The organism is Phenylobacterium koreense, assembly GCF_040545335.1.
Classification (GTDB): Bacteria; Pseudomonadota; Alphaproteobacteria; order Caulobacterales; family Caulobacteraceae; genus Phenylobacterium; species Phenylobacterium koreense.
On sequence record NZ_JBEPLU010000002.1, the window covers coordinates 430,410 to 443,537 of the forward strand.

Annotated in this window: 12 protein-coding genes; 7 read left to right on the forward strand and 5 right to left on the reverse strand. The window is 67.2% G+C overall.

From position 1 onward, the window contains the following. Window positions 1–87: 87 nt before the first annotated feature. Window positions 88–1,251, reverse strand: a complete 1,164-nt coding sequence (locus ABID41_RS13900; RefSeq protein ID WP_331930461.1) for an N-acetylmuramoyl-L-alanine amidase family protein — start codon at window positions 1,249–1,251, stop codon at window positions 88–90. Between the two features lie 450 nt (window positions 1,252–1,701). Here ABID41_RS13900 and ABID41_RS13905 point away from each other — a divergent pair, with 450 nt between their 5' ends. The 4 genes from ABID41_RS13905 (at window position 1,702) to ABID41_RS13920 (ending at window position 8,237) form a co-directional block, all read left to right on the forward strand. Then, window positions 1,702–4,329: an Rne/Rng family ribonuclease gene (locus ABID41_RS13905; RefSeq protein WP_354297874.1), complete on the forward strand. Its 2,628-nt coding sequence runs from the start codon at window positions 1,702–1,704 to the stop codon at window positions 4,327–4,329. 107 nt (window positions 4,330–4,436) lie between these two features. After that, on the forward strand, window positions 4,437–5,840 hold the full coding sequence (locus ABID41_RS13910) for a M48 family metalloprotease (RefSeq protein WP_331928126.1): 1,404 nt from the start codon (window positions 4,437–4,439) through the stop codon (window positions 5,838–5,840). A 40-nt stretch (window positions 5,841–5,880) separates the two neighbouring features. Next, window positions 5,881–6,633: a DsbA family protein gene (locus ABID41_RS13915; protein WP_331928124.1), complete on the forward strand. Its 753-nt coding sequence runs from the start codon at window positions 5,881–5,883 to the stop codon at window positions 6,631–6,633. Window positions 6,634–6,743: 110 nt separating this feature from the next. Continuing rightward, on the forward strand, window positions 6,744–8,237 hold the full coding sequence (locus tag ABID41_RS13920) for an FAD-dependent oxidoreductase (RefSeq protein WP_331928122.1): 1,494 nt from the start codon (window positions 6,744–6,746) through the stop codon (window positions 8,235–8,237). 8 nt (window positions 8,238–8,245) lie between these two features. Here the strand turns inward: ABID41_RS13920 and ABID41_RS13925 are convergent, their stop codons facing one another. From ABID41_RS13925 to thiS, 4 genes are read right to left on the reverse strand one after another with little or no spacing between them, the layout of a single operon-like run. Further along, window positions 8,246–9,043, reverse strand: a complete 798-nt coding sequence (locus tag ABID41_RS13925; RefSeq protein ID WP_331928120.1) for an SDR family oxidoreductase — start codon at window positions 9,041–9,043, stop codon at window positions 8,246–8,248. A 17-nt stretch (window positions 9,044–9,060) separates the two neighbouring features. Then, complete coding sequence (locus ABID41_RS13930) at window positions 9,061–9,714, reverse strand: 2-hydroxychromene-2-carboxylate isomerase (RefSeq protein WP_331928118.1); 654 nt, start codon at window positions 9,712–9,714, stop codon at window positions 9,061–9,063. Continuing rightward, window positions 9,714–10,502: a thiazole synthase gene (locus tag ABID41_RS13935; RefSeq protein ID WP_331928116.1), complete on the reverse strand. Its 789-nt coding sequence runs from the start codon at window positions 10,500–10,502 to the stop codon at window positions 9,714–9,716. Before ABID41_RS13935 ends, ABID41_RS13930 begins: the two co-directional genes overlap by 1 nt. Before the next feature lies 1 nt (window position 10,503). Next, a complete protein-coding gene (gene thiS / locus ABID41_RS13940; RefSeq protein ID WP_331928114.1) occupies window positions 10,504–10,704 on the reverse strand; it encodes a sulfur carrier protein ThiS in 201 nt (66 codons plus the stop codon). An 87-nt stretch (window positions 10,705–10,791) separates the two neighbouring features. Between thiS and ABID41_RS13945 the strand changes: the two genes are divergently transcribed. Genes ABID41_RS13945 through accC form a run of 3 tightly spaced genes read left to right on the forward strand, consistent with a single transcriptional unit; the run spans window position 10,792 to window position 13,099 of the window. Further along, entirely contained in the window at window positions 10,792–11,229 is a 438-nt protein-coding gene (locus ABID41_RS13945) for a type II 3-dehydroquinate dehydratase (RefSeq protein ID WP_331928113.1), read from the forward strand. 21 nt (window positions 11,230–11,250) lie between these two features. Then, window positions 11,251–11,739, forward strand: coding sequence for an acetyl-CoA carboxylase biotin carboxyl carrier protein (gene accB / locus ABID41_RS13950; RefSeq protein WP_354297875.1), 489 nt, complete (start codon window positions 11,251–11,253; stop codon window positions 11,737–11,739). A gap of 7 nt (window positions 11,740–11,746) precedes the next feature. Continuing rightward, a complete protein-coding gene (gene accC / locus ABID41_RS13955; protein ID WP_331927867.1) occupies window positions 11,747–13,099 on the forward strand; it encodes an acetyl-CoA carboxylase biotin carboxylase subunit in 1,353 nt (450 codons plus the stop codon). The last annotated feature ends 29 nt before the right edge of the window (window positions 13,100–13,128 follow it).

Below are 13,128 nucleotides of genomic sequence, written 5' to 3' on the forward strand. Positions count from 1 at the left end.
CCGCGGGGCGAACCCCGCCCGCTAGGTTGATCTAACGTGCATCGGCCCGGGCGCCAACGCCCATGCGTCAGCTTGGCGCGTGTCTGCCTAGAAGGCGGCCAGCTTGGTGCCTGCGCCGAAATAGTCGTCGATGGCCACGGCGACGCTGCCCATCAGCTGCTCGCGACGGCCCGGATCGCGCAGGGTCTTCTCGTCGTCGCGGTTGGTGATGAAGCCCATTTCCAGCAGCACCGCCGGCACGTCCGGAGCCAGCAGAACGGCCAGGCCGGCTTCGCGATGGCTACGGCGCAGCAGCGGCTGATGGTCGCTCACCCGCTCCAGAAGCACCTCGGCGAAGGTGGCCGAGCGGTTGCGGGTCATGCGCTGGGTCAGGTCCAGCAGGATGGTGGAAACGCCACGATCTCCGCCGGCGCCGGCCCGCATGAACCAGTCGTCCTTGCTGACGAACTTGGCCGAACGTCCGGTCGCCCGGTCGGCCAGGGTGTAGACGCTGGCGCCCCGCAAGGTCGGGTCGCTGCCCGAAGAATCGGCATGAAGCGAGATGAACAGGTCAGCGTCCGCGCGCCGGGCGATCTGCACCCGCACGGCGTGGTCGACATAGACGTCCTTGTCGCGGGTCATCACGACCTTGTAGCGTCCGGTCCGCTCAAGCTGGCTCTTCAGGGCGCGGGCCGCCGCCAGGGTGACGTCCTTCTCGGCGCCCTGGGCGCCGCGCGCGCCGGGATCCTTGCCTCCGTGGCCGGCGTCGATCACCACAACCTTCTTCAGGGGCAGAGCAGCCTTGCTTGGCTTCACCGGCGCGGAAATGAAGCGCGCGGTCCCGGCCGCGGCGGTGCGCACGCCCCCGGAAGTATTCTTGGCCGCCAAGTCGATCACATAGCGATAGTTCGACGCGCCGTCCGCCGGCGGCAGCAGGAAGCGGCGCTTGATCACCGCGTCATCCGCCAGGTCCACGCGCAGGCGCGCGCCGCCCGGACCTTCATCGACCATCCAGGCCTTCACGAGGCCCAGCCCCCCGCCCTGCAGCGCGCTGTCGATGGAGACGCCGGGCATGTTCACCACCACGCGGCGGTCGCTGGCGCCGTCGGAGGCCACCTTGCCGGTGGCCGAACGGTCGAGATCGATGACGATGCGGGTCTCGGCGCGGTCGCCGCCCAAGCGGACCTTCAGGACGTCAGCCTTGGTTCCCGCAGCCTGAGCTCCGGCCACAGCCGCCAGGCAGCAGACCACGGCGCCAGCCACCGCCAGCACACGGTTCCTACCCTTCCTGAACACGCCGCCCATACGCGCAGCCCCGCTTAGTAATCATACACCGTTACCCCATATAGACGGTGAGCGCGTGGACAAAGGGTTAACCCAGTCCTTACGCTTCACCTTTGCGGCGCGGCGCTTTCCTTTTTGTCGCCAGTGTTGCAATGTCCGCCCGCGCTGGACCCGCGCGCCTTGCGTCGCAAGGCCGCCGCCCGCGCGACAAGCTTTGCGTCGGCTCCGCCCTAAGGCGACGACGCGCCATCCGATCCGCGCCCTTCGTAGAGGGCGCGCCTGGGAACACACCAATGGGCAGCGCAGCTCGAGCCCTATTTCGGCCTACCGCCCGCATTGTCGGTTCCGACTCTGCGACGGGCGGTGGCGTGCGCGCCCTCCTGACAGACCGGCGGCGCCCGAACCGAGAGTTCGCGGCGCGCCTCGGAGACGCTTTTTATGTCCAAGAAGATGTTGATCGACGCCGCACACGCCGAAGAGACGCGTGTCGTGGTGGTCGATGGGCCCCGTGTTGAAGAGTTCGATTTCGAGAGCCAGAACCGCAAACAACTCAGAGGGAATATCTATCTCGCCAAGGTGACGCGCGTTGAGCCGTCGCTGCAGGCGGCCTTCATCGAGTACGGCGGCAACCGCCACGGCTTCCTCGCCTTCAACGAAATCCACCCCGACTATTACCAGATCCCCGTCGCCGACCGCGAAGCCCTGCTGCGCGAAGAGGCTGACGAGGAAGACGACATCGCCGAAAGCCGCGTGCGCGGATCCGACGACGAGGACGAGGAACTCGAAGGCGACGAAGACGACGTCATGGAAGAAGAGGTCGCCCGGCGTCGTCGGCGGCTGATGCGTCGCTACAAGATCCAAGAAGTGATCCGCCGCCGGCAGATCATGCTGGTCCAGGTCGTCAAGGAAGAGCGCGGCAACAAGGGCGCGGCGCTCACCACCTACCTGTCCCTGGCCGGCCGCTACGGCGTGCTGATGCCCAACACCGCGCGCGGCGGCGGCATCAGCCGCAAGATCACCGCGGCCACCGACCGCAAGCGCCTGAAGGGCGTGGTGCAGAGCCTGGAAGTGCCGGAAGGCATGGGTCTGATCGTCCGCACCGCGGGCGCCAAGCGCACCAAGGCCGAGATCAAGCGCGACTACGAATATCTCCTGCGCCTCTGGGAGAACATCCGCGACACCACCCTCCACTCGGTCGCTCCCGCCCTCATCTATGAGGAAGAGGACCTGGTGAAGCGGACCATCCGCGACCTCTACGACAAGGACATCGACGAGGTCTGGGTCGAGGGCGAGGCCGGCTTCAAGGAAGCGCGCGAGTTCATGCGCATGCTGATGCCGTCCCAGGCCAAGAAGGTGCAGCCCTATCGGGAGGCTGCGCCGCTCTTCGTCAAGCACAAGGTCGAGGACCACCTCTCGCAGATCTACTCACCGGTCGTGCCCCTGCGCTCGGGCGGCTACCTGGTGATCAATCAGACCGAGGCCCTGGTCGCCATCGACGTGAACTCCGGCCGCGCCACGCGTGAGCGGAACATCGAGGCCACCGCCCTCAAGACCAACCTCGAGGCCGCCGAGGAAGCCGCGCGCCAGCTCCGCCTGCGCGACCTGGCCGGCCTGATCGTCATCGACTTCATCGACATGGATGAGGCGAAGAACAACCGGGCCGTCGAGAAGAAGCTGAAGGATGCTCTCAAGGACGACCGCGCCCGCGTGCAGATGGGCAAGATCTCGACCTTCGGCCTGATGGAGATCAGCCGCCAGCGCCGCCGTTCCGGCGTCCTGGAAGGTACGACCCACGTCTGCGAGCACTGCGCCGGCACCGGCCGCGTGCGCTCGGTGGAATCCAGCGCCCTCTCGGCCTTGCGCGCCGTGGAGATCGAGGCGCTGAAAGGCGGCGGCGAAGCCACCCTGAAAGTTCCGCGCGCCGTTGGCCTCTATATTCTCAACGAAAAGCGCAACCATCTGGCGCGCATCCACGAGAGCCTCGGCCTGTTCGTCACCATCGTCATCGACGACGGTCTGGCCCACGCCGATCACGAGATCGAGCGCACCGCCAGCGAAACCCGGCCCGAGCACGCCGCCCTCATCCACCACACCCCCGTCCAGCCCTACCAGCCGGTCGACGAAGACTTCGATGAGGTCTTCGACGAAGAGGAGGAGGAAGAAGAGGACGAACTGGATCTCGAGCGCGAAGCCACCGACGACGACGAGGCCGAGCATCGGTTCCAGGACCATGAGGAAGACGGCGACGAACGCGGCGGTCGCCGTGGCCGCCGCCGCCGCCGCCGCGGACGTCGCGAAGGCGCCGAGGCCCGTGAAGGCGGCGAGCGCCCCGCCGCGCGCAGCGAAGATCGCGATGGAGACGAAGGCGGTCGCCGCCGTCGTCGTGGCCGCCGCGGCGGCCGCCGGATGCGCGATGATGGTCGTCCGGCCGACATGTTCGCCTGGACCCGTCCGTGGGTGCCCTATGGCGAGGATCCCTTCGTCTGGCATGACCCTGCCGAGGATTTCCCGGCCGCCCGCAGCCCCGCGCCGGGCCAGGCCAGCCAGCCTGAAGCCGCCGCCGCTCCGGCGGTCGCCGAAATCGCCGCCGCGCCCGCGCCCAAGGTGAGCGACGAGCAGCCGGACGTCGAACTCGACGTCTGGGTCGAGCTGCCGGCGGTCGAGGAAAAGCCGAAAAAGACCCGTGCGCGCCGCAGCCGCGCCCGCGGCAAGGCCGCCGAGGCCGAGGCCGCGCCGGTCGAGGCGGTCGACGAGGCCGAAGCCGCTCCGGCGGTCGAAGCGCCCGCCGAGCCGGTGGTCGAGGCCGCTACGCCGGAACCTGTGGTTGAAGCGCCCCCGGCCAAGAAGCCGCGCGCCCGTCGCACCAAGAAGGCCGACGCAGTGACCGCGGCCGAACCGGTGGTCGAGGCGGCGCCCGAACCGGTCGCCGAACCTGAGCCAGCCCCCGAGCCGGCTCCGGAACCGGTTCAGGCCGTCGCCGAGACGCCAGCCCCGGTCCGGTCCGATCCGAACGAGATCGCCGGTCCCCCGCCCGCGCCCAAGCGCGGCTGGTGGCGTCGGGGCTAACCGACGCAAGGCATGGAAACCGGCCTGCGGGCCGGTTTCCAGCCGAGCTGAAGCGCGCTAGGCTTCACATCCTGAGGCTTTGAGGGGGGCGCTTGGAGTTGTTCGGCATGGTCGCCCCTGCCCGTTCGCTGTCAAAGGCCGCCCTCGTGGCGCTGACAGCCCTGAGCCTTACGCTGCAGGCCGCTCCCGCCCGCGCGGAAGAGAGCATGAGTCTCATCCGCGACACCGAGATCGAGGAAATCCTGCGCAAGGATTCCGAACCGATCTTCAAGGCGGCCGGCGTCGATTCGACGTCCATCAACATCCTGTTGATCGGCTCGAAGGACCTCAACGCCTTCGCCGCGCCCGGGACCATGGCGGTGTTCACCGGCCTGATCCTGGAATCGAAGAATCCCAACCAGCTCCAGGGCGTCATCGCCCACGAAGTCGGCCACCTGGCAGCCGGCCACTCCGCCCGGTCCGGCGACATGCAGGCGGCCGGGATGAAGCCCTTCCTGCTGACCATGGGGCTTGGCGTCCTCGCGGCCCTTGCCGGCTCCGGCGAAGGCGCCGCCGGCCTCATCGGCAGCGCCAGCTATTTCGGCGCCATCGGCGCCATGGGCTACAGCCGCGAGCAGGAAAGCCGAGCCGACCAGGCCGGCGCCATGCTGCTCGAACGAGCCGGGCTTTCCGGCGAGGGCCTCGTCGATTTCTTCGACAATTTCCGCTTCCAGGAGGTCTTCTCCCAGGCTCGACAGTACGCCTATTTCCGGTCCCACCCGCTCTCGTCCTCCCGGATCGACGCCCTGCGGCATCGGGTCGAGCAGAATGCGCACTTCAAGACGCCGGACTCGCCCGAGGCGATCGCCGAGCACGAGATCATGAAGGCCAAGCTCGACGGCTTCATCAACCCGACCATCGCGATCACGAAGTACACCGAGAAGGACACCTCCTATCCGGCGCGCTACGCGCGCGCGATCGCCTACTATCAGATGAAGGAGCCCGACCGGGCGCTGAAGCTGATCGACGCCCTGCTCGCCGAACAACCGAACAACCCCTATCTCTGGGAATTGAAGGGTCAGGTGCTCTTCGAGTTCGGCCGCGCGGAAGAGGCCGAAGCCCCGCAACGCAAGTCGGTCGAACTGAAGCCCGAAGCCCCGCTTCTGCGGATCAACCTTGGCCAGACCCTGATCGCCCTCAGTGACGACAAGAAGGTCGAGGAAGGTATCGGAGAGCTGAAGCGCGCCCTGAGTCAGGAGCACGACAACGCCACCGCGTGGCGCATTCTGGCCCAGGCCTATGACAAGCAAGGCAAGGACGGGCTCGCCCGCCTGGCGACTGGCGAATATTTCTTTGCTGTGGGCGATCCGACCCAAGCCCGCATTTTCGCCATGCGGGCGAGAGAGAAGCTGGAGAAAGACACTCCCGAATGGCGGCGCGCCACCGATATCGTCCTGACTTCGAATCCCAGCCGTGAAGATCTGAAAGAACTGGCCGCCGAAGGCGCGGTGGTCAGCCGGACCTCGCGCTAATCCCCTTCGCAAAGCACAGCTTCTGACCTATTTGCCACCTATGATGAAGATTTCCCGCGCCCTGCTACTCAGCGCCGCGCTCACCCTCCCCCTGGCCGCCTGCGGAAAGAAGCAGGAGGAAGACTTCGGCCAGAAGGTCCGCGCCTATCTCCTCGAGCATCCCGAAGTGATCGAGGAGGCTGTCGTCAAGCTGCAGCAGAACAAGCAGGCGGCCGCCGCCGAAGGCGCCAAGACGATGCTGGCCAAGCACCGCCAGCAACTTGAGCATGACCCACGTGACTTCGTCGCCAATCCGGGCGGCAAGCACACCGTGGTGGAGTTCTTCGACTACCGCTGCGGCTACTGCAAGGTGAGCGCCCCCGAAGTGGTGAAGCTGATCCGCGAGAATCCGGACGTCCGCTTCGTGTTCAAGGAATTCCCGATCTTCGGCGCCGAAAGCAACCTGGCCGCCGAAGTTGCGCTGTCGCCTGCCGGCAAGCCGAAGAACCTGGAGCTCTTCGAACGGTTCATGGGCGAGAAGGCGCTGGATGAGGCCGCCATCGACCGCCACCTGCGCGCCGTCGGAGTCGATCCCGCCGCCGCCCGCTCCGGCGGCTCGACGGCCGAGGTGAAGCAGCACATCGCCGACACCCGGACCCTCGCCATGGCGCTGGGCATTGAGGGAACTCCGGCCTTCATCGTCGGCGACCGCATGATCCCCGGCGCCGACATGGCCGCCCTGCGCGCGGCGATCGCCGAGGTGAAGACCGGCAAGTTGAAGACGCCGGGATCGCCCGAACTAGACAAAGGTTGATCGAGGGCCACTCGGCCTGCCCCCAAGTCACGCTTTTCGCCGTGGAACGACGCAGCTAGGCTTCCAAGCGAGTGCTTTGAGAGTCTGCCTGTCCACCCACGGCGAAGGGCATGCACGAGACTGTGCTGATCATCGGGGCCGGGATCGCCGGCCTTTGTACGGCCTTGGCCCTCGCCCCAACCGGGCGGGACATCGTCATACTTGAGCGCGACCCGCCGCCGCCGGCCGGCGGCGCCGACCAGGCCTTCGACGATTGGGCGCGCCGCGGCGTCGGACATCTACGCCACAGCCACGCCTTCCTGGCGAGGCTTCGGACGATCATCAGGTCCGAGCACCCAGACCTCCATCTCGCGCTGTTGAACGCCGGCTGCCGGGAACTCGGCTTCGACCGGATGCTCACGGACCTCCATCGCAAGGTCTACCGGCCGCAGGCAGCGGACAGGGAGTTCGTGGTCCTCACCAGCCGCCGCACCACCCTCGAGCTGGTGATCCGGCGCTATGTGGAACGGTATGCCAATGTCCGGATCGATTCCGAGACCTTCGTCCGCAAACTGCTGACCCAGCGCGATCCTCAGGGCTTGCGGGTGGTCGGCGTCTCGGTGGCCGACGCGTACGGAGCGCGGGACATCATCGGCGACGTGGTGATCGACGCGGGCGGCCGCACTTCCTCCGGCATTGAACAGCTCATCGAGGAAGGCGCTCCCATAAGCGAGGAGAGCGAGAGCGCCGGCATCCTCTACTTCACGCGTCACTTCCGGCTGCGGCCCGGTGTCGGCGAGCCGCCGCGCACCAGGGCCGGCGGCACCGGCGACCTTGGCTTCCTGAAGTTCGGCGTCTTTCCCGCCGACAATGGCCGGTTCTCCATCACCCTCTGCGTCCCCGAGCCGGAGATCGAGCTGCGCAAGGCGATCGTCCAGCCAGAGGTCTTCGACGCCATCTGCGCCCGGCTTCCGGGCCTCGCCCCGTGGGTCGATCCCGAGATCTCCGAGGGCGCCAGTCGGGTCTTCGGGATGGGCGAGCTCCACAGCCGCTGGCGCGAGATCGGAGGGGAGGAGGCCATGGCCGTCCTCGGCTATTTCCCGGTCGGCGACTGCCTGGTCCGAACCAACCCGCTCTATGGCCGCGGATGCTCGTTCGCCGCAATCACCGCCTACATCCTGCGCGATGTCCTCGTCTCGACGACCGACCCGGCCGAGCGCATCGCGGCCTTCCAGGCCAAGGTCACCGACGAACTGAGGCCCTATTACGTGAACATGCGCGACCAGGATCGCTCGGCCGTGCGACGCGCACGCCATCAGCTCACGCCCGGCTTCCGGCCGAGCATCAAGAGCCGCATCGTCAAAAGCTTCCTGGAGGACGGCGTGAACATCGCCGTCCGCTCCGATCCCGACCTGCTGCGCGAGGCGCTTCGCGGCTTCCACATGCTGGAACACCCCTCGGCGTGGCTGAAACGGCCCGACAATCTCGGCAAGGTCCTGCGCTATTGGGCGACGCGCCGGGAGTTAAAGGCGGACGCCTATCCACCCAAGCCTGGACCGACACGCTCGGAAATGTTCGCAGCCTTGGGGCTCTCTGCGGAGGCCGACATGATCCGGGCGCGATAAAGGCGTCCCTACTCGACCGCGGCGTTGAACAGCCCGCCTTGGGCCATCTGGTCGCGCACGGCCTCCGGGGTCAGGGTCGCGGCCTTGTCCAGTTCGACAATCTCCGGCGGCACGTACCAGTGGAGCTTGTCGGAGTGGTAGGCCTCCCAGACCACCTTGGCGACCTCGATGGGCGGGATCGCCCGGAACATGCCTTCCTTGGGCGCGGCATCGGCCGCGCCGGGTGGCAGGATCGGCGTATCGATCAGCCCCGGCAGGACATCCGCCACGCGCACGCCGTAGGCCTTGAACTCGACGGAGAGCGCCTCGGTCAGCCCCTTCACCGCGTGCTTGGTCGCCGAATAGACCGCGATATTGGCCATGCCGAAGGTCGCCGAGGACGAGGAGGTGGTGAAGCACAGCGAGTTCGGCGTCGCCTTGAGCAGTGCGATCCCCTCATGAATGCCGATCAGCACACCCATCAGGTTCACCTGCACGACTGCGATCACGTCCTCGAAGGGCTGATCTGCGAACGGCCCGCCCCGGCCGATTCCGGCGTTGTTGTAGAGCACGTCCAGCCGCCCCCCCGAGGCGACCGCGAACTGCGCCAGCGCCCCCCGATAATCGTCGCGGTTGGTGACGTCGAGCCGCCGGACGACGCAGTTCTCCCCGCCGAGCTCGTCGGCCAGGGCCGCAAGCCCCGCCTCGTTCACGTCATAGCCGCCGACGAACCAGCCGTGTCTGGCGAACAACCTGGCGGTTTCGCGCCCCATGCCGGACGCCGCCCCGGTGATGAAAATGGCCTGCCGCCCGTTGGCTGCGCCCATGCCGTCCTCCCCATCGCCTACGTGCGGGGAGCAAGGCCCCGCTGTTTCATGCGCCAAACCAGCACATCGAAGCGATCCTGACCGAAGAACGGTTCATCTTCAAAGACCATGGTGGGGACGCCCCAGTGGCCCGCGGCGCGATGGGCTTCCTGGCTGGCTTCGATCTCGGCGGCGATGGCGGTCGGCCGCTTTTCAGCCTCCGTCGCCAGTTCGGCCAGGTCGAGGCCGGCGCGGGCGATGGCTCGTTCCAGCTTGTCGCCTTCGTTCCAGGGCATGTCCTGGCCGCTCCAGATCAGCCGCGAGACCTCGTCATAGAAGGCGAGCGACTGCGGCTTGTGAGCCGCCGTGACGCCGAGCGGCATCAGCAGGTCCAGATGCGGCTGGTCCGGAGCGCCGTTCAGGGTCGCGCGGTCGATCACCACGGGGTCGGGGTTCGGCCAGGCCAGCGGCAGACCGAGATAATCCGCCAGCCGACGGATATCGCGCATCAGATAGGGGATGAAGAGCGGGTCCTGCTTGGTGAAGAACCCTTCCGAGCGCACGGCCAGCGGATAGACCGGCCGCATCCTGACCTCGACGTCGTAGGTCTCCGCCAATTCCCGCAGCCTCGGGGTCACCAGGTAGGAATAGGGACTGCGGAAGGACCAGAAGACGTCGAGGGTCAGCGCCATCAAATCAAGCCGGAAAGTGGAGACGACGGCTCAGCATACATACGTTTTGGCATGCGTCCTGCCAAAAATGCGCCCCGGCCCGCCAGCACCGCGTGCTTCATGGCCGTGGCCATGCCGATCGGATCCTTGGCGCCGGCGATGGCGGTGTTCATCAGCACGGCGTCGCAGCCCGTCTCCATGGCCAGCACCGCGTCCGACGCGGTGCCGACGCCGGCGTCGACCAGCACCGGCACGGAGGCCTGCTCGATGATCAGCCCGAGGTTCAGAAAGTTCTGGATGCCGCGTCCCGAGCCGATCGGCGCCGCCGCCGGCATGATCGCCGCCGCGCCCGCGTCCTCGAGTTTCTTGGCGTAGACCGGGTCGTCCGAGCAGTAGACCATCACCTGGAAGCCGTCGGCCACCAGCAGCTTCAGCGCCCGCAGGGTCTCTTCCATATCCGGAAGTAGGTGCTTGGTGTTCGAGAGCACCTCTAGCTTCACCAAGTCCCAGCCGCCGGCCTCACGCGCCAGGCGCAGCGTTCGGATCGCGTCCTCGCCGGTGAAGCAGCCGGCGGTGTTGGGCAGGAAGGTGAACCGGTCGGGCTTCACATAGTCCACCAGCATCGGCTGGTTCGGGTCGGACAGGTTCACCCGGCGCACCGCCACGGTGACGATCTCGGCGCCGGCCGCCTCGGCTGCGGCGGCGTTCTCGGCGTAGTCCTTGTACTTCCCGGTCCCAACGATCAGGCGCGAGGTGAAAGTGCGCCCCGCCACCGTCCAGGTGTCTTCCGCGTGGACCGATCCGTCCATGTCAGCCGCCTCCGATAAAATGCACGATCTCGATGCGGTCGCCGTCAGCGAGCGCGGTCTGTCCATAGGCCGATCGGGGCACGATCTCCAGATTGCGTTCCACCGCCACCTTCCGGGCGTCCAGGCCCAGCTCGGCCACCAGGGCGGCCACCGTCGAGGCCGTTCCCAGGGTGCGCGGTTCGCCGTTAATGGTCAGGGTCATGACGACCTCGTGAAGCTTCAGGGTTGCGGATGCTTGTGACCCCCGCCGCAGCCCGGTACAAGACGGCGGAATCGACGGCGGAGCCGAATGTCGCAACCGATCTATGTGCTCAGCGGGCCCAATCTCAACCTCTTGGGGGTCCGGGAGCCGGAGATTTACGGAAGGGAAACGCTGGAGGACGTGCGCATGCGCTGCGAACGTCGGGCCGGCGGCCTTGGCCGCGCCATCGTGTTCCGCCAGACCAACCATGAGGGCCAACTCATCGACTGGGTTCAGGAAGCCCGGACGGAGGCTTGCGCCCTGGTGATCAATCCCGCCGGTTACGGTCACACTTCCGTGGCCCTGCTGGACGCCCTCAAGACGCTCGATATTCCTATCGTCGAGTGTCACCTCTCCAACCCGGCGGCGCGCGAAGCGTTCCGCCGGGAAACCTACGTCTCCCTCGCGGCGACCGGCCTGGTTTCCGGTTTCGGCGGGGCGAGCTACGAACTGGCCGTCGAGGCCGCCGCGGGCCTGGCCCGCTGAAGCCAATTCAAGGATTATTTCATGGCTAGCAGTCCGAAGGCCCCCGCCGACCCGATCGACGCGCGTCTGGTGCGCAAACTGGCCGACATTCTCACCGAAACCGGCCTGACCGAGATCGAAGTCGAACGCGACGACCTGAAGATTCGTGTCGCCAAGACCGTGACCGCCGCTCCCGCCGCGGTGCAGTACGCCCATGCGCCGGCCCCTGTGGCGGCGCCCGTCGCGGCCCATGCCGCTCCGGCCGGCGAAGTTGCGGCCGCTGAGCCGCAGCGTCGGGGCGATGTGGTGAACTCGCCCATGGTCGGCACCGTCTATCTGCAGCCGGAGCCTGGCGCGCTGCCCTTCGTCAAGGTGGGCGATACCGTCACCGCCGGCCAGACGCTGATGATCGTCGAGGCCATGAAGACCATGAACCCGATCCCCGCCCCCCGCGGCGGCAAGATCACCGAGGTCATCGTCCAGGACGCTCAGCCGGTCGAATTCGGCGAGCCGCTGATCGTCATCGAGTAACCGGTCGATGTTCGACAAGATCCTTATCGCCAACCGAGGCGAAATCGCCCTGCGGGTCCACCGGGCTTGCAAGGAGATGGGCATCTCCACCGTCGCGGTCCACTCCGAGGCCGACGCCGGCGCCATGTGGGTGCGGCTGGCCGATGAGAGCGTGTGCATCGGCCCCGCTCCAGTCGGCAAGAGCTACCTGAACATCCCCTCGATCATCGCCGCCGCCGAGATCACCGGCGCCCAGGCGATCCATCCGGGCTACGGCTTCCTCTCCGAGAACGCCCGGTTCGCCGAGATCGTGACGGCCCACGGCTTCACCTTCATCGGTCCGACCGCCGAGCACATCAAGATGATGGGCGACAAGATCACCGCCAAGCAGGCGGTGAAGGACGCCGGCATCCCGGTGGTGCCCGGCTCGGACGGCGCGGTGACGACCGAGGAAGAGGCCTTCGCGGCCGCCCGCCAGATCGGCTTCCCCGTGCTCATCAAGGCCGCCGCCGGCGGCGGCGGACGCGGCATGAAGGTCGCCCAGACCGAGGATGACCTCGCCGAGGCCGTCTCCACCGCCCGCTCCGAGGCCCGCGCCGCCTTCGGCGACGACGCGGTCTATATGGAGCGCTACCTCCAGACCCCTCGGCACATCGAGATTCAGGTCATCGCCGACAAGTTCGGCAACGTCTGTCATCTCGGGGAGCGCGACTGTTCGCTGCAGCGCCGTCACCAGAAGGTGCTGGAAGAAGCCCCCTCGCCCGTCATCGACGCTGCGGCGCGCGCCAAGATCGGCAAGATCGTCGTCGATGCGATCAAGGCCATCGGCTACCTCGGCGTCGGGACCATCGAGTTCCTTTACGAGAACGGTGAGTTCTTCTTCATCGAGATGAACACCCGCCTTCAGGTGGAGCATCCGGTCACCGAGGCGATCACCGGTATTGACCTGGTCCGCGAGCAGATCCGCATCGCTGCCGGCCTGCCGCTCTCCTTCACGCAGGAAGAGGTGGTGTTCGAGGGCCACGCCATCGAATGCCGGATCAACGCCGAGAACCCGAAGACCTTCGCGCCGTCGCCGGGCCTGGTCACCGATTTTCACGCGCCGGGCGGCCTGGGCGTGCGCCTGGATTCGGCGCTCTACGCCGGCTACTCGATCCCACCCTACTACGACAGCCTGGTGGGCAAGCTGATCGTGCACGGCCGCGACCGCGCCGAATGCATCGCCCGGCTGAACCGCTGCCTGGCCGAGATGGTGGTCGGCGGCATCGAGACCTCGATCCCGCTCTTCCAGGAGCTGCTGCAGCAGCCGGACATCATCGCTGGCGACTACAACATCCACTGGCTCGAACGCTGGATGAAGAGCCAGCAGGACGAGGCCTGAGCCAAATCCGACGGAGGGACGCCTCTCCG